This window comes from Mesorhizobium sp. M0060 (genome assembly GCF_040323155.1).
Taxonomy (GTDB): Bacteria; Pseudomonadota; Alphaproteobacteria; order Rhizobiales; family Rhizobiaceae; genus Mesorhizobium.
Genome location: NZ_JAMYUP010000041.1, coordinates 11,885 through 28,477, shown reverse-complemented (window position 1 = coordinate 28,477; position 16,593 = coordinate 11,885). Strand labels below are relative to the sequence as shown.

Annotated in this window: 14 protein-coding genes and 3 pseudogenes; 7 read left to right on the top strand and 10 right to left on the bottom strand. The window is 61.5% G+C overall.

Features of this window, described 5'->3' with window-relative positions; translation table 11 throughout:
- Window positions 1-78 precede the first annotated feature (78 nt).
- A pseudogene (locus NKJ94_RS27395) lies at window positions 79-243 on the top strand (LysR family transcriptional regulator); the annotation flags it as partial.
- Here NKJ94_RS27395 and NKJ94_RS27390 read toward each other — a convergent pair.
- Both NKJ94_RS27390 and NKJ94_RS27385 read right to left on the bottom strand, forming a co-directional pair.
- Complete coding sequence (locus NKJ94_RS27390; RefSeq protein ID WP_352453892.1) at window positions 230-1,435, bottom strand: beta-ketoacyl-[acyl-carrier-protein] synthase family protein; 1,206 nt, start codon at window positions 1,433-1,435, stop codon at window positions 230-232. The pseudogene NKJ94_RS27395 and the gene NKJ94_RS27390 sit on opposite strands and share 14 nt — an antisense overlap.
- Window positions 1,436-1,711, bottom strand: a complete 276-nt coding sequence (locus NKJ94_RS27385) for an acyl carrier protein (RefSeq protein WP_352458906.1) — start codon at window positions 1,709-1,711, stop codon at window positions 1,436-1,438.
- Window positions 1,712-2,286: 575 nt separating this feature from the next.
- Here NKJ94_RS27385 and NKJ94_RS27380 point away from each other — a divergent pair.
- Window positions 2,287-2,388, top strand: a pseudogene (locus NKJ94_RS27380) (LysR family transcriptional regulator); the annotation flags it as partial.
- Window positions 2,389-2,485: 97 nt separating this feature from the next.
- A pseudogene (locus NKJ94_RS27375) lies at window positions 2,486-3,816 on the top strand (IS1380 family transposase); the annotation flags it as partial.
- 702 nt (window positions 3,817-4,518) lie between these two features.
- On the opposite strand, the gene NKJ94_RS27370 reads toward NKJ94_RS27375, so the two are convergent.
- The 8 genes from NKJ94_RS27370 to panB form a co-directional block, all read right to left on the bottom strand.
- A complete protein-coding gene (locus tag NKJ94_RS27370) occupies window positions 4,519-4,734 on the bottom strand; it encodes a helix-turn-helix domain-containing protein (protein ID WP_352453550.1) in 216 nt (71 codons plus the stop codon).
- 459 nt (window positions 4,735-5,193) lie between these two features.
- Complete coding sequence (gene glmS / locus NKJ94_RS27365; RefSeq protein WP_352529519.1) at window positions 5,194-7,017, bottom strand: glutamine--fructose-6-phosphate transaminase (isomerizing); 1,824 nt, start codon at window positions 7,015-7,017, stop codon at window positions 5,194-5,196.
- 813 nt (window positions 7,018-7,830) lie between these two features.
- On the bottom strand, window positions 7,831-8,142 hold the full coding sequence (locus NKJ94_RS27360) for a DUF2285 domain-containing protein (protein WP_352529549.1): 312 nt from the start codon (window positions 8,140-8,142) through the stop codon (window positions 7,831-7,833).
- Window positions 8,143-8,299: 157 nt separating this feature from the next.
- The gene (locus NKJ94_RS27355) at window positions 8,300-8,674 is read right to left on the bottom strand and encodes a transcriptional regulator domain-containing protein (protein ID WP_352496584.1); all 375 of its coding nucleotides are present in this window, start codon (window positions 8,672-8,674) and stop codon (window positions 8,300-8,302) included.
- A 3-nt stretch (window positions 8,675-8,677) separates the two neighbouring features.
- Window positions 8,678-9,328 carry an acyl-homoserine-lactone synthase gene (locus tag NKJ94_RS27350; RefSeq protein WP_352515911.1) on the bottom strand — a complete coding sequence of 217 codons (651 nt, stop codon included), beginning with the start codon at window positions 9,326-9,328 and terminating at the stop codon, window positions 8,678-8,680.
- A gap of 93 nt (window positions 9,329-9,421) precedes the next feature.
- A complete protein-coding gene (locus NKJ94_RS27345; protein ID WP_352453544.1) occupies window positions 9,422-10,147 on the bottom strand; it encodes a LuxR family transcriptional regulator in 726 nt (241 codons plus the stop codon).
- A 94-nt stretch (window positions 10,148-10,241) separates the two neighbouring features.
- Entirely contained in the window at window positions 10,242-11,102 is an 861-nt protein-coding gene (gene panC / locus NKJ94_RS27340; RefSeq protein ID WP_352515912.1) for a pantoate--beta-alanine ligase, read from the bottom strand.
- Window positions 11,099-11,959, bottom strand: a complete 861-nt coding sequence (panB, locus tag NKJ94_RS27335; protein ID WP_352515913.1) for a 3-methyl-2-oxobutanoate hydroxymethyltransferase — start codon at window positions 11,957-11,959, stop codon at window positions 11,099-11,101. Before panB ends, panC begins: the two co-directional genes overlap by 4 nt.
- Window positions 11,960-12,132: 173 nt before the next feature.
- On the opposite strand from panB, the gene NKJ94_RS27330 reads away from it, so the two are divergent.
- The 4 genes from NKJ94_RS27330 (at window position 12,133) to nadC (ending at window position 16,534) form a co-directional block, all read left to right on the top strand.
- Window positions 12,133-13,101, top strand: coding sequence for an NUDIX hydrolase (locus NKJ94_RS27330; RefSeq protein WP_352515987.1), 969 nt, complete (start codon window positions 12,133-12,135; stop codon window positions 13,099-13,101).
- A gap of 66 nt (window positions 13,102-13,167) precedes the next feature.
- Window positions 13,168-14,142 (top strand): quinolinate synthase NadA, encoded by a 975-nt coding sequence (nadA, locus tag NKJ94_RS27325; RefSeq protein ID WP_352529517.1) that lies wholly within the window; start codon window positions 13,168-13,170, stop codon window positions 14,140-14,142.
- A complete protein-coding gene (locus NKJ94_RS27320; protein WP_352529515.1) occupies window positions 14,139-15,680 on the top strand; it encodes an L-aspartate oxidase in 1,542 nt (513 codons plus the stop codon). The genes nadA and NKJ94_RS27320 overlap by 4 nt, the downstream gene beginning before the upstream one ends.
- Window positions 15,680-16,534 carry a carboxylating nicotinate-nucleotide diphosphorylase gene (nadC, locus tag NKJ94_RS27315; protein WP_352529513.1) on the top strand — a complete coding sequence of 285 codons (855 nt, stop codon included), beginning with the start codon at window positions 15,680-15,682 and terminating at the stop codon, window positions 16,532-16,534. The genes NKJ94_RS27320 and nadC overlap by 1 nt, the downstream gene beginning before the upstream one ends.
- The last annotated feature ends 59 nt before the right edge of the window (window positions 16,535-16,593 follow it).

Genomic DNA, 16,593 nt, shown 5'->3' with positions numbered 1-16,593 from the left:
GACCCTCAAGCCGAGCCCGCAGGGCCTCGCTTACCTTTTACGGGGCGGCGGTACGTCCAAGCCGCTTCAACAGTTAAGAATTTCGCAAAGACGATACCCCCGGATCGTCGAGCTTCCGCTGCCACTTCCCGCATTCGCCGAGGCGGTCAATGACCCGCCCTTCACAATAGTTATCCGGCAAGCATCTGGATGCGAGAGATAATGTTGCCGAAGGCATCTCTCATGGCTTCTACACCTGCCTGAACGCCAGAACCGCGTTCGTGCCGCCAAAGGCGAAGGAGTTGCTCAGTGCCACGCGCACCTTGCGCTCGCGTGCCACATTGGGCGTGACGTCGAGATCGCAATCGGGGTCCAGCTCACGATAATTGGCAGTCGGCGGCACGACGCTCTCGCGGATAGCCATCACGCAGGCGATCAACTCGAGCGCGCCGGACGCGCCGAGGCAATGCGCGTGCATGGACTTGGTAGAAGAAATGGACATTGAGAAGGCGTGCTGACCGAAGACGCGCTTGATCGCCGCCGTCTCGATCTGGTCGTTGGCCTTGGTGCCGGTGCCGTGCGCGTTGAGATAGTCGACATCCTCGGCGTCCAGCCTGGCATCGGCAAGGCAGGCCCGCATTGCTGCCTCCGGCCCCTCGACAGTCGGCGCGACGATGTCGGACGCATCGGCGGAAAGGCCGGCACCGGCAATTTCGGCAAGGATGGTGGCGCCCCGAGCCAGGGCATGCTCGTAGCTTTCCAGCACCGCCATGCCGGCGCCTTCACCAAGCGACAGGCCCTGGCGATCGGCCGAGAATGGCCGGCAAGTATCGGGCGAAAGCACGCGGATCGCTTCCCATGCCTTCAGCACACCCCATATGAGCGGCGCTTCGCTGCCGCCGGCAAGCATCACGTCGGCCCGGCCGAGCCTGATCTGGTCCACCGCGCAGGCAATCGCATGGTTTGCCGAGGAACAGGCGGACGTGACGCCGAAGACCGGCCCGCGCAGACCAAGACTCATGCTGACCTGGCCGGCAGCGGCACCCGGCATCGCCTTGGGTACAGTCAAGAGAGCGGCACGCTTACCGCCCAGAAGGATGGCGCGGTAGGTTTGCTCGATCGCATCCCACCCGCAGCCGCCAACGCCCACCGTCGCACCGAAGCGATAGCTATTTCCCTCTTTGGAGGAAAGTCCGGCCTGACGCATGGCTTCGCGCGCCGCAAGCACAGCGAGCAGGCTGAAGCGGTCCATGGAGATGAGTTGCTTGCCGTCGATGTCATGCTCCGGCAGCGCCTTGATCTCGGCACCGATCCTGACCCTCAATTCATGGAGCTCGGAGTTGACGATTGGGCCGATGGCGGAGCGGCCTTCTCGCATCTCTGTCCAAATGGCGGCGGCGTTGGTCCCAAGCCCGCAAATACCGCCAATCCCAGTAATCACGACGCGCCTGTCCATTCACACCCCCTTAGCGAGCAAGCTGCGCACGGCTTCCACCATGTCCCCAACATTCTGGAGATCCGACCATGCCTCGGCCGTATTCATCTCGATCTGGATGCCGTAGGCCTGCTCCAGGTCCCAGAGAACGTCCGCCAATCCCAGTGAATCGATACCGAGCGAAGTCAGTCCCGTGGCAGCCGTTATCTCGCCGCCTGTGGCAGGCGCTATGCCGCCCTCCGACGCGGCGCGCTTCTTGATAATGGCGATTATTTCGTTGGCGAGTTGATCTGCCATCTTGTTCCTTTCCAGCTTGCGTTTTCGGCGTCGTTCAAAACCCGAGTCGCGTCGCGTTGCCAAAATTGCCCCTCATAGAGCCTGTGCGACCGACCAAGCCCAATGCCCATAGGAACCGGACGAGTTCCGGCTTCTGCGGCGTCAGCCCGATGACGAAGAAAAGTCGCCGGCCTCCCGCTTTTGCGCCAGCACATCAAGAATCTGCGTGTAAATGGATAGGAACCGTCGTCAAACGTCAGCTAAACGCTGCGACGGTGGGTGCTGTCAGCGTATTCACTCGGCACCTCATATGTAATCGAGATGTTTCATAGCTCCGGACCAGTTGCGATCAACTATTGTACCGGTCCGCCATTCGTCGGAGAGTTCGACATGATCGGAGCGCTGCCTCTCATTCCCAGTACAATCTCCACCGCATGCGACAGATTTCCTCTTTCGGGCTCTTCTCAAGGGACTCGCCACGCGATAGAGGCAGTGATCGGCGCACGTGAGGTCCTGCCAAGTCCATGCGACATTCCGGAAAATTGGTAAAATCGTTTGTTTCAATCAAATGCATCCACGCTATGGATAGCTAAGACATGCGTTTCAACGGGCTCGATCTGAATCTTCTCGTCGTTCTCGACGCGCTGCTGAGCGAGCGCGGCCTCACGGCGGCGGCACGCCGCATCAACCTAACCAAATTCATGGGGGTTGGTGGATGTGGCGCAAGCCGTTGAAATGACGTAGGATTTGGTTGCTTAAGCCGATCCGAACCATTTCCCGGAGACCACACCCACCATGAACGATCTTGCGCTGCCGCTGAGCGGTTTGTCATCAGTCGGCGGCAAGTCCGTCGTCGCCCGTTTCGACGGCGGCATGCTGTCGTCCAACAGCGGCGTTCTGGCCTTGGCCGAGGTGGAAAAGCGGTTGCGGGTGGCCGAGCGTCTGGCGCGTTGCATCGACGATCCGCGCTGCCCGGACCAGGTCGTCCACAGCCTGGCGGACATGATCGGCTTTCGCATGAAGATGATCGCCGCCGGCTACGAGGACGGCAACGACGCCAACCGGCTGCGCCGCGATCCGGTCTTCAAGATGGCCCAGGATGCGTTGCCGTCGGGTCGGGATCTGGCGTCGCAATCGACGCTGTGCCGGCTGGAGAACCTACCCGGCGTGCGGGAGCTGGTCGCGATGGGACGGGCGATGGTCGATCTCTATTGCGCCTCGTTCCGGCAGGTGCCGAAGCGGATCGTACTCGACATTGACGACACCTTCGACGCTGTGCACGGAGGCCAACAGCTTCGCCTGTTCAATGCCCACCATGACGAGTACGGCTTCCAGCCGATCGTCGTGTTCGATGGTGCGGGACGGTTCGTCAGCGCGATCCTGCGACCGGCCAAGCGGCCGAGTGGGGCTGAGATCCGCCCCCACCTGCGCCGTCTGGTGCGGGCGATCCGGATCAACTGGCCGAACATTCGAATCCTGCTCCGCGGCGATAGCCATTATTGCAACCCGCAGGTCATCGACTGGTGCCGCGCCAACGACGTCGACTTCATCTTTGGCCTCGCGCCCACCACGACCCTGCGCAAGCATGTCGCGGATCTGGAGGCCAGCACGACGGCGCGCTTCGAAGCGTCGGCCAAGACAGGCAAGGTCCGCAGGTTCAAGGAGTTCGTTGACGGCGCCGCTAGTTGGAGCCGCGTCGAGCGCATCATCGCGCGGGTCGAGGTCGGCGCCCAAGGTGGCGATATCGCTTCGTCGTCACCAACCTTGCCGGTGGGAAGGCCAAGGCGCTCTACGAGGATGTCTACTGCCGGCGCGGCGCGGCCGAGAACCACATCAAGTCGTGGAAGACGCATCTTGCCGCCGACCGCACATCCTGCACCAGAGCGACGGCCAACCAGTTCCGGCTATTCCTGCATGCCGGTGCTTACTGGTTGATGTGGGGCTTGCGGGCCGCGATGCCGAGGCGCTCGAGCTTTGCCGTCGCCCAATTCGACACGCTGCGATTGCGCCTCATCAAAATCGCTGCGCGGGTGGTCGAGATGAAATCGCAAATCCGCCTGCACCTGCCGACATCGTGCCCCGACCAGCGCATCCTGCGCATCGTCCTCGATCGCATCCCCCAACTCGCGACATACGATGGGGGCAGACGCCCCGAAACGAACCCGTCGACCGCAACCTGCAAACCCCCGCCTGCCATCACGACGGAGCAATCCCGGCGCCTGACGAGGCGCGTGGAAAAGCACCGCAACGGCGACCACAACGTCGCTTCAGGCCGTCAAAAGCTTATCGCCGTGCATCAAGGCGGCTAGAAGCGCGCCGGCAGCCTGGCGGGGGGCTTGGGGTTAGACTGCCGGCGCACGCCACTCATGAAGAGCGGCCCCTTTTTGCGGTTCCGACACCCATAGTCAACCCGGCAGCGTCTGGATGCCCGCTGTGCTCTTTTCAGAGCGGCTCGCGATGCCGGCCATGTCGGCCGATCCTGCCTAGGATGGGGGGCCACTCTCGTCGGCCGAGTTGATGCTCCAGCCAGTATCGCCTTGCCGACCAGCATGGGTTCGCCGTTAGCAATCCATCCTCGCGGGCCAATGCTATCGTGCACGTGTCGCAGCACTCCGGGCGGCTATATCGCCTAAGACAGCATGACGAAGCGTTCCAACTTCCTGTTCGGCGAGCCCGTGTGCAGTTCCTGACTCGGACAGTGGACGAGAATTCTCTTGGCGGTACTGCGCCAGAAGGCATTCGCGTCCAACGGAATCAAGCGACGACTATTAGCCGCAAACGTCACATCACAAGAGCGGTCTTCCACCCATTGCAGATTATCCGACTGATCAGGCGGCGTCCGATATGTCCGACTCTGCCTCAAGAATTCCCACAGGTATGGACAGCGATCTCGCTATCCGATTCCGATAGCCCTTATTGTACTTTAGACCCCGCTCGATGTTTTGGATTTCCTGAGCGGCAAGCCCGCAGGCGACCGCGAGGTCCTCGATTGAATACCCAAGGTGCTCACGATAAGCGCGGATGATGTGGGTCCCCTGCGACATAGCCGTCAAGACTGGCTCGGGAATGCGCGAATCCTTCATAAACATCTCCAAGAAGATGGGAGCGCCTGACAAATCGGGAGATTTCCTCCCCGACCCTGGCGCACACCCAGCAAATCAAAAAAATGGAGTCCATTCGGCCGGACCGGCCTCATCCATGGAATGGGCCACTTGAAATTGGCAGCCGGGTCGGAATATGGCGGCTCACCTGCTTCTGATCAAGTTCTAAGAACCTGCCCGCCATGAGATGGCCTGATCGGCTGTAGCGCATTCGACCTGCGATCCTACACGACTCATTCTCCCCGATGGCTTTCTTGAACAGCAACTCGAACTCTCACTGACGCCTCCAGTGGCTATTCGCGGCACCGTCCACCCAGCCTCGCGGACGCTGATACCTTCGACCAATTTCCACCGCCGATGCAGCGAAGATGGACAAGCATCGCCACCTATAAAGGTTCACAATCATTCGACCGTGACCGATTTTGCGAGATTGCGCGGCTGGTCTACATCTGTGCCCATGAAGAGCGCCGTGTGGTAGGCAAGAAGCTGTATCGGCAGCGAGAAGATCATCGGCGCGATAATCTCGTCGACAGCCGGCAGCACGAGCGTGTGCATGGTGTCGAGTTTCGATGCGGCTGCCCCTTTTTCATCGGTGATGAGGATAATCCGCCCTCCACGGGCAGCCACTTCCTGCATGTTGGAGACGGTCTTGTCGAAAAAGCGATCATGGGGCGCGATGACGATCACTGGCATGTTGTCGTCTATCAATGCGATCGGACCGTGCTTCAATTCACCCGCCGCATAGCCCTCGGCATGGATGTAGGAAATCTCCTTGAGCTTCAGCGCACCTTCCATCGCTAGCGGGAAACTGGTGCCACGGCCGAGATACAGGACGTCACGACACTTTGACAGTTCGCGCGACAGGAACTCGATCTCCGGCTGGATGCTGTTGAGTACCTGGCCCATGACGCGCGGCACTTCGGCGAGGCTCCTGACGAGCGCCTGCAGCTCGTCTTCGGTTACGGTCCCGCGGGCTCTGGCGGCGCCGATGGCGAGTGCGGCTAGAACGGCAAGCTGGCAGGTAAACGCCTTGGTGGAGGCGACGCCGATCTCCGGTCCGGCAAGGATCGGGAAGACCGCATCGGCCTCCCGAGCGATGGTCGATTCGCAGGCATTGACGATAGCGCCAATTTTCAGCCCACGCTCCTTGCAGTACCTCAACGATGCGAGCGTATCAGCGGTTTCGCCGGACTGCGAAATGAAAAGAGCCGCCGACTGCGGCGACAACGGGATCTCGCGGTAACGGAATTCGGACGCAACGTCGATTTCAACTGTCAGGCGCGCATAGCGCTCGAACCAGTATTTTCCGATCAGTCCGGCGAGATAGGCGGTCCCGCAGGCCGAGATCGCCAAGCTCGGGATCCTGGCGAAATCGATGCCAGAAACCGTGTCGGCGCGATTCTCTATGATGTTGCTATAGTGACGGAGAGCATGGGCGATGACTTCGGGCTGCTCGTAGATTTCCTTCTCCATGAAGTGGCGATGAGTGCCCTTGTTGGCCAGATCGGCCGCGGCCGTGGAGGTATGGCGCGGACGCTCGACGGGATGGCCGTCGAAATCGAAGATATGGGCGCCCGAATTGCCGACAACGGCCCAGTCGCCCTCGATGAGATAGGTAATTTCATTGGTGAAGGGAGCGAGCGCGATCGCGTCGGAGCCCAGGAACATCTCGCCGTCGCCGTGACCGATCGCCAGCGGTGGTCCGTTGCGCGCCGCCATGATGGTCGACGGATCATCTTCGAAGAGGACGGCAAGCGCATAGGCGCCCCTGACGCGTTTCAGCATGGCACGCATCGCCTCTTGCCGCCTCATGCCCTCCCGGCGGTGTCTTGCCAAGAGATGCGCGACGACCTCGGTGTCGGTATCGGTCTGGAACTCGGCGCCAGCCGCCGCCAATTCGTCCTTCAGCTCGGTGAAATTCTCGATGATCCCGTTATGGACGACGGCGACACCGTCGGCAAAGTGCGGGTGCGCATTGCGTTCCGTCGAGGCCCCATGGGTTGCCCAACGCGTGTGGCCGATGCCGATGTTGCCGCTCAGCGGCTCTTCCTTCAGTCTCCTCTCGAGATTGACGAGCTTGCCCTCGGCGCGCCGGCGGTGCAAGGCACCTTCGGTGATCGTCGCAACGCCGGCGGAATCATAGCCGCGATATTCCAAACGCTTCAATGCGTCGACCAACCGATCCGACACCGGCTGTTGCCCAACGATGCCAACAATCCCGCACATGTTCGTCTTCCATTCTTGCCGGCAGCTTCAGCCCACGCGAGACGGATACCCATCCGGCCGCTTTCATTGGGAGATCTTCTAGTAGTATTGGGTAATATTGGTATAATTGATTGTAGGGATAGCTATCATCCACCCCATGGATAAGACGCGTTTGGGGCCCTGATCTAACTTCCTCGTTGCGCCTGACGTCCTCATGACCGAACGCAAGCCCACACCCCGCGGCACGAAGGAACAATCGGCCATGCGCGATCATCCCGGCCACGCACCTGACCACGAACCGCCGCCGCTCGTGGTCACGCGGTGATCGGCATGATCACACAGCACTGTAGTTAGGCAGCATCAGCGACGCATGGTCGGCATCATCATCATCGGCAACGTCGGCGCCGTCGGCATGATTCACGTTCGTCACGTTGATCATAATCATCGTCGCCGCCGATCTAGTTTCTGATTGCCTGCCGCTTTGACGCGGCTTTCGCCGGTGGAGCTTAGCCCGCGATGGCCTATCAATACGCTGTTAGTCGGCATAGCCGAAACCGAGAGTCTGGCGGCGCAGGCCACAGAGCACGTTCAGCGACCGTTTCAGTCAGCGCCGGCTTTGTCGGGGTTCGTAACGGTCATCAGGATTCTTGGGGCATGAATGCACTATCACGAAAACGTTGGTTCTCAGTGCTTCGTCCGTATTACTCAAACCCGATTCCCGCAGCGGAAGAACTAGGCGCGTGTCACGTCTTGTACAAGGCACAATAGCAGTGAGAAATGGAGATTGATGCCTGCGCGTTTTCGAATAAGACAATCACCAAGCTGTCACCCCAATTACCTCAGGAACTGTCTATAGCCGCCGCCCATCAGGTAGCGGCCACGTTGGATGGCGCGACGCACCTGATCGCGAAGATGGCTACCTGGATGAGACCAATCTTCTTCGACACGGCGTCTCCCGAACAGGGCAATGGCGATCTCCTGATGAGATGCTCCCGCAAGCGAGCCATCCAAAGCCTGGAGCACGATACGCAGACGCGCTCCGCGGGGTTCCGGCGGAAAGCAAGCAGCTGCCAGGCGGCCGCAACCATTGATGTCGTTCAGGAACTGAAGGGCAGCGACATGGAACTTCAGGTGCTGCGGCTGCACGATCGCGTCGACATATAGCCGCAACGGGCGGAGAACGGATGCACCGGAAAGGGCGATCTGCAGACTCCGGCAGTCCTCCCTCAGCAGCACGTGCTGCACGCCGGCAGGTGTCAGCAGGATGTCCTTGCAGCATGAGAGCGAAGGGAGATCAAGCGGTTCAAAATCGTGGTCGAGCCCAACCGGCTCCGCGGCCGCTCGTAGAATACGGGCGCAGTCGCGCGGATCCCAAAAGACCCTTGCCGACGTAGCGTCCGACTGTGGCGCGTCCGCGAAAAAGGAGGCTCCATTGTCTTAGGAAAGATGATCCTGTCGTCAACTCGATTATCTTCATGTCGGCCTGGGCTCCGACAATGTAGGCGGACGGTGCCATTTTGGCGTGGTCGCGCTGAAATTGTGGATTGCGCCGAAGAAACTCCCAGGCCCAGGCAGTGCGTGGCAATCGTCTGGCGTAGTGGTAAGCTTCGTGACGACGCCAGTCCGGCCAGCATACAAGACCGACCGTCGCTTCCTTGGGCAGACCAGCATCCTTCACGGCTCAGGTGTCCACAATGGCGCTATGCCGACGGCCTAGAACCGGTTGCCACAGTACCGGTCCGCTCAGACGTCCCCTGCTGCGGATGCGCAAAAGGCTCGCGCGGGAAATCTCGAGAAACCCGGCCACCGCCTCCGTTTTGCCGACGGACTTGGGTTGTCCGATGCGCGACAATGGCCACGTCGCGAGGCGAAGGATCCGTTCCATGCGCGTGTCCGTCACCGTTACTATCCGGGTCAGATCCTTGGCCAAGCCGAACTCGATCATGCCCGCGAAGAGCTCGTAGGTTGCCTGGGCCAGTCCGCCCGCTGCCTTGGGCGCCGACGGAGGGAGATCGAGCGCGAAACGACTGCTCTCCCATATGTCGGAGGTCGAGGGCACGACGTCAGCACCCAGCAGCACCGGGAACGTGTCGCGCAACATTGTGGGTCCGGTGCTGGGCAAAAGACGCACGCAACCGCGAATTCGCCAGTCGGATCCCTTGAGGAGCAGATAGACAGGCTTCAGACCATCAAACGGGTCTGTTTCCATCTGGTCTTCGGTATCAACTTCCCAATCGAGCCTTTCCTTGAACACCCGAAACCTCAGCCCGTGCATCTCTTTGAGCTCGCTTGCGAACTCGTCGTAAAGGTCTGGTGTTATCAGCTGCATCATGGTCGCCTCCGTGCGGGATGTGTTCCCGCCATCGAAGGGCAAAGCCGGCAGCGATGCAGCCTGTAGAGGTTTACAGCTATCGTGGCCGACGAATCAGGATCTCGCCTGGCCGGAGGCAGCCAGTCGTGCAACGGCCTGGTTGATCGTTCGAACGCCAAGCTTTGCCTTGGCGTTTTCCAGATGAAAGGTCACGGTGCGCTTTGAGACGCCGAGAAGCTGGCTGATAACCCAAGCCGACTTGCCGCGCGCCGCCCATTTCAGGCACTCGAACTCCCGCGGGGTGAGCGTTACACCATCCACCACGCGATCGTCGGCGAGCCTGCGCCGGACATGGATATGAAAGTTGATGGCCACCAGCTGCAATGCTTTTTCGTAACGTGTCAGTGACCGCAACAGAGGCGGGCGGGACTCGTCGGAAGCAAAGGTCAGGGCAGCAAACCGGCCGCAATGATCATGCATGGACATCGTCAGGCCGCCGCGGATGCCAAACTCAGCCGCACTCTCCAGAATTTGTTGCTGCGAATTCGGCAGACAGTGCCGAGCGCGATCCACACCCCAATCAAAGGTATCCCAGCCTTGCAGCCCGCGCAGGATGACCGGATCAAGACTGTGGTACCGCTGTTGCAGATAACGTGATGTCCAGGATGAAGGATAGTTTGAGATCAATTGCGGGGCGTCGCCGGGGGCCGACGGGTAAGTGAAATAGGCGAATAGCGGAAAATCGAAGCCGGCTGCAGCGGATGCCATTGCCTCACGGAGATCGGCAGCATCAACACTTGCAGACAGTTGCTCGACGAAGTTCTCAAACACGCGATGCATTTGCGCTTTGCGTAACCTCCGTGATCGCTCGATGCCAGGCAGAGACCTTGTTTTAAACGATCCCGGACGGATACAGCGCGTGCCGAGAACCCCGTTAATCTGTTGAAACCCGTGATATTCTGACGTTGTCTATGAGCCGTGTGCCGCCGAGCCAGGCCGCGACAAGCAAGCGTGCAGGTCGGTCAAGGCTTGTCATGGGTCGCAGATCTGCCTCGTCGCGAAGTTCCAGGTATTCGACCTCGCGATAGCCCGCAGCCAGAATTGCTGCGCGCGCTTCGGCAAGCGTTGGCAGGACGGGCGAGCCGCGGGCAAGCCGCTCAGCCGTCTCGAGCAAGACCGATGATAGCTCGGGGGCAACAGCACGCTCTGCTTGCGAGAGCCGGACATTGCGCGATGATAGTGCAAGACCGTCGGCTTCGCGGACTGTCGGGCAAGGAACAATGGTGATTGGAATATCCAGGTCCCGGGCCATACGCCTGACTAGCTGAAGCTGCTGAAAGTCCTTTTCGCCAAAGAAGCCGAAGTCAGCGCTGGTCTGCAGGAAGAGCTTGGCGACGACGGTCGCCACGCCATCGAAATGTCCCGGCCGGAAGGCACCGCACAGGCCCTCGCTGACACCGGACACCGAAACGGTCGTGGCGAAGGCCGCCGGATACATCTCCTCTGCGTCCGGCGCATAAAGCAGGTGCGCGCCAAGCGGTGCCAGCTTGGCGGCATCCTCGTCCTCGGTGCTCGGATACGCGGCGAGATCGGCCTGGCTGTTGAATTGCTTCGGGTTGACAAAGAGCGTCACGATCACCCGGTCGGCCTTCTCGAGTGCCGCGCGCACCAGGCTGAGATGGCCCTCATGCAGGACGCCCATCGTTGGCACCACGGCAATCCTCACGCCCTCGCGGCGCCATGCGGCGACGATTTGGCGAAGCTGGGCAACGCTCCTGACAATCGGCACGCTCACGCTGCTTCTCCGCTCTTGGTGGCGTCCCCGTCGGCGGGCTTGGGCGCATCGGCAAACACGTGCTCGGCGGCCGGAAACTGGCGCTCCTTCACTTCCCGCGCATAGGCCGCGATCGCAGCCGCAGCGGCCTCCCCCAGTTCAGCATAGCGCTTGACGAATTTGGGCCGGAAGTCGCCGAAGAGGCCCAGCATGTCGTCGACGACGAGAATCTGGCCGTCACAGGCGGCCGAGGCACCGATGCCAATGGTCGGGGTCGCCACCTCCCCGGTGATCCGGCGGGCGAGCGCCTCGGGAACCTTCTCCAGCACGACCGCAAAGGCGCCCGCTTCGCTCACCGCAAGCGCGTCGCGCCTGATGCGCTCGGCATCCCCGCCTCTGCCCTGCACGCGGTAGCCACCGATGGTGTTGATCGACTGCGGCGTCAAGCCGACATGGGCCATGACCGGCACGCCGCGCGCGGCGAGGAAGCCGATCGTCTCTGCCATCGTTTCGCCGCCTTCGAGCTTGACGGCCGCGCAGCCGGTCTCGGCCATGACGCGCGCGGCATTGCGGAAAGCCTGCTCGGGGCTTTCCTCGAAGGAACCGAACGGCAGGTCGACGACCATCAGCGCCTGCTCGAGGCCACGGCGCACGGCCTGGCCGTGCGTGATCATCATCTCCAGCGTCACACCGAGCGTCGAGGGCAGGCCGTGGAGAACCATGCCGACGCTGTCGCCGACCAGCACCACATCGCAATGGGGATCGACAAGCCGGGCGACTGGCGTCGTGTAGGCGGTAAGGCAGACGAGCGGCGTCCCACCTTTGCGCGAACGAATATCCGGCGGTGTGACCGCCTTGGTGTCACCAAACGCACTCAATGGACCATCCTTCCCCAACGTTACCAACCGCGGGTGTCGCGTTTGCCACATTTTTGTGCAAGTGCGAAGAGCTAAAAATGGCCGTGCAGCTGTCCGGTGTTGACGTGCGGACAGGCGCGCTTACACTTAAATCGTTTCAGGCGCCCCCGAGCTGGCCAACCACTTTCGCGAACATGGACGATCAGGCAAAAGGACCCAGGAAAGACGGAGCCGCCGTCAAGGCCGACGAAGTCAAAGTGGACCTGATCGCCTTTGTCGTCGCCGTAAACGACAGTGAACCCTGTGTCCTCACCATCGGCCAGGCGGACACCCTTCCCTCCGGACCATTTGCGCTTGAGCACCGATCGCTGCAATCCGGTTTGAGGGGGTGGGTCGAGCAGCAGACCGGCCATCCGCTGGGGTACATTGAGCAACTCTACACCTTCGCGGATCGGGATCGCATTGGCGCCGAGCGCCAGCAGCGCGTCATCTCAATCAGCTATCTCGCATTGACCCGCAAGGAACAGGCAGCTGGCTCGCCCAAGTGCGGCTGGCAGAGCTGGTATGAATATTTTCCATGGGAGGACCACCGCTCCGGCACGCCTCCGGTCGTGCTGGACGTTCTGCGACCGCGCCTGATTGAATGGGCAGACGGCGTCAGCGACGCGGCCACGCGACGTGAACGCTGGCAGCGGGCGACGATAGCCTTCGGCTTCGACGACCGCCTTTGGAACGAGGAACTCACGCTTCAACGCTATGAGTTAGTCTACGAAGCAGGCCTGGTCCAAGAGGCCGGAAGCGGACGGGACGCGACGCTGCCTCCGCTGGTGCCCAGCAAGTCTATGGTCGCCGATCATCGCCGCATCGTGGCGACCGGCATTGCGCGGCTGCGCTCCAAGATCAAATACCGGCCGGTCGTCTTTGAGCTGATGCCGCCGGTCTTCACGCTTTTGCAGCTGCAGCGAACCGTGGAGGCGCTTGCCGGCAGGCTCGTGCGTAAGCCGAACTTTCGCCGGCTGATCGAGCAGCAGGAGCTGGTCGAAGAGACCGGAGAGGCAACCGCGGAGACCGGCGGCCGGCCAGCGAAGCTTTACCGGTTCCGCCACGCCGTTCTCGACGAGAGGGTCATCGCCGGGACAAAATTGCCGCTGGCGCGGGGTTGACATCGCTTATACTCACAGCAAGTATATGCTGGTTATTTTCAACTAGAGTATAAGCTGGAGGGGTCGATGAGCGCCATGCTGCCTGCGACCGCGTTTCTCTACGAGCGCGTCCGACGAGTGATCCCGCCGATCGAATGGCCGGCTTTCGTCGAGGATATCGAGGCGATCCTTGCACTGAAGCGCGAGCGCAACGCCATCATCCTGGCGCACAACTATCAGACCCCCGAGATCTTCCATTGCGTGGCCGACATCGTCGGCGACAGCTTGGCACTGGCCCGCACGGCTGCGACGATCGAGGCGCAAGTCATCGTGCTGGCCGGCGTACATTTCATGGCCGAAACGGCCAAGCTGCTCAATCCGCAAAAGACGGTGCTCATTCCCGACCTGCGGGCAGGCTGTTCGTTGGCGGAATCGATCACGGCAGAAGACGTGCGCTTGATGCGCCAGCGTTATCCCGGCGTGCCGATCATCACTTATGTCAACACGTCGGCCGAAGTGAAAGCCGAGTCGGATATCTGCTGTACATCCGGCAACGCCAAGGCGGTCGTCCAATCCCTTGGCGTTCCCCAGGTGCTCATGTTGCCGGACGAATATCTGGCCCAGAATATCGCCGCGCAGACCGATGTGCAGATCATCGCCTGGAAAGGGCATTGCGAGGTGCATGAGCGCTTTACACCGGCCGATATCCGCCAGTTGCGCGAAAGCCATCCCGGCGTGATCGTGCTCGCGCATCCCGAATGCCCGCCCGACGTCGTGGCTGAAGCAGATTTTTCCGGCTCGACCGCTGCCATGTCCGACTATGTCGAAAGGCAAAGGCCGGCACGTGTCGTGCTGATGACGGAATGTTCGATGAGCGACAACGTCGCGTTAGCGCACCCACAGGTCGAGTTCATCCGGCCCTGCAATTTGTGCCCGCACATGAAGCGGATCACGCTTGCCAACATCCGCATGGCGCTCGAGCAGAACCACCATATCGTAACCATCGAACCCGGGATCGCCGGGCGCGCGCGGCTTGCGGTCGAACGGATGCTGGCAATTTGAGCGCCGATGTCAGCAGCTTCTTCGGGCGGCCCATCATCATCGGCGGCGGCATCGCCGGACTGATGACCGCGCTTCAACTGGCGCCGGAGCCGGTGCTGCTTCTGTCCAGGACGCTGCTGGGAGCTGACAATTCAAGCACCTGGGCACAGGGTGGTCTGGCTGCAAGTTTCGGCGAAGACGACGATCCGGCACTGCACCTGGCCGATACGCTTGCCGCCGGGGATGGTCTCTGCGACAGAGACGTGGCGAGCCGCATCCTCCAAGCCGCGCCCAAGGCGATAGAGGGGCTTGCGGGCTTTGGGGTTCCCTTCGACCGTACGCCGAAAGGATCACTGTGCCTCGGATTGGAGGCCGCACACAGCCGACGTCGCATCGTTCATGCGCATGGTGACGGCACCGGGCGTGAGATCATGCGTGCCCTGATCGCGGCTGTGCGTTCCACTCCCTCGATCGTTGTCGTGGAGGGCGTGGAAGCGCGCCGGCTGGCGGTGCGAGAGAATGCGATCCGAGGCGTCTGGGCGAGCGGTTCGATAGGACCTGTCTTCTTCGGCTCACGGCGGGTCGTCCTCGCCACCGGTGGGATCGGGGGACTGTTTCTCGACACCACGAATCCTTCGGGCAGTTGTGGACAGGGCCTGGCGCTTGCGGCCCGCGCTGGAGCTGTCCTTGCCGACCTCGAGTTCATCCAGTTCCACCCGACCGCGCTTGACGGCCCGGAACGCCCTATGGTGCTGCTCAGCGAGGCCGTCCGCGGCGAAGGTGCTGCCCTGATCGACGAAACCGGCCAAGCTTTTCTCCAGAGCGTGCCAGGGGCGGAACTCGCGCCTCGTGATGTCTTGGCGCGCGCCGTCTGGAACCATCTTGCCAACGGCCACCGTGTTTTTCTCGACGCGCGGCAACGGCCTGGCCCGGAATTTGCTCGACACTTCCCGACAATCGCATCAGCCTGTCGTGGAGCCGGCATCAATCCCGCGCGCGATCTCATCCCCATTCGTCCGGCCCAACACTACCACATGGGTGGCGTCGCCGTGGACGGCTCCGGTAGGACCTCCGTCAAGGGGCTGTGGGCCTGCGGCGAAGTCGCTTCGACAGGACTGCATGGCGCCAACAGGCTCGCCAGCAATTCCTTGACCGAGGCCGTCGTGTGCGCGCGCTGGGTCGCTGAAAGTGTCGCCGGAACGCCTGCTCGCAGAACAAAGCCTGCGTTTGCGGACGTTTACCCATCGCCCGCGCCGACACCCGTGCGTGTTTTCCTGTCGCGCGCACTCGGCATCGTCCGGGATGGTGAAGGTTTGAAAGCAGCCGCATATGCCTTGTTGCCGCTCGCCGAAAGCAAGGACGCGGCCTCGGATCCGGCGGCTGTCGGGCTAATGATCGCGGTTGCCGCCCTGTTGCGCGAAGAAAGCCGCGGCGCTCATTACCGGACAGACTTTCCTCATCATGCGACTGTCGCCCGACGGTCCGAAATCACCCTCGAAGCCGCCTTGGCCGCTGCGCGGGAACTCGGAAACTCGCCAAGCCTCGAAGGGGCAAAGTGATGACGCTCTCACCGCTTCCCACTGTCATGCTTGAGCCGCTTGTAAGGGCAGCTCTTCTTGAAGACCTTGGCAGAGCCGGCGACTTGACCACGGAGGCCATCGTGCCGAAGGAACACCAAGCGGGAACCGTGCTGGCGGCGCGCCAGTCCGGAGTTGTCGCCGGCCTCGATCTGGCGATGCTCGCTTTCCGCTTGATTGATCCTGATGTCGAAATTTCGGTGGAGCGGGCAGACGGCTGCAATGTCATGGATGGAGAGGTCATTGCATCAGTGGTTGGCCCTGCCCGGGCCATTCTCACAGCCGAACGGACGGCACTCAATTTTTTGTGCCATCTGAGCGGCATCGCTACAGCAACGGCATCGATCGTCGCTGCGGTTCGTGGATATGGCGCGAAGATCGTCTGCACGCGCAAGACGACGCCCGGATTGCGGGCAGTCGAAAAGTATGCGGTGCGCGCGGGTGGCGGATCCAATCACCGTTTCGGCCTCGACGACGCAATTCTGATCAAGGACAACCACATCGCCATCGCAGGCGGCGTTCGCCCGGCGCTCGAGCGAGCACGAAGACAGGCCGGTCATCTCGTCAAGATCGAAGTCGAGGTCGATACGCTGGCCCAATTGGAGGAGGTACTTGGCTTCGCTCCCGATGCGGTTCTGCTCGACAACATGTCCCTCGCCGATCTTCGCCGGGCCGTCGCAATCGTTGGCGGCCGTGCTATCACCGAGGCTTCTGGCGGGATCGCATCCGATACAGCGCGAGCGATTGCCGCGACCGGCGTTGATCTGATTTCGGTCGGCGGACTGACCCACAGCGCGCCGATCCTGGATATCGGCCTCGACTATTGGGGCTCATGATTGTCTGAGGAACGAACAGGATCGAATCAACTGTCCTTTCCGATCGTCGTCAAACAGAC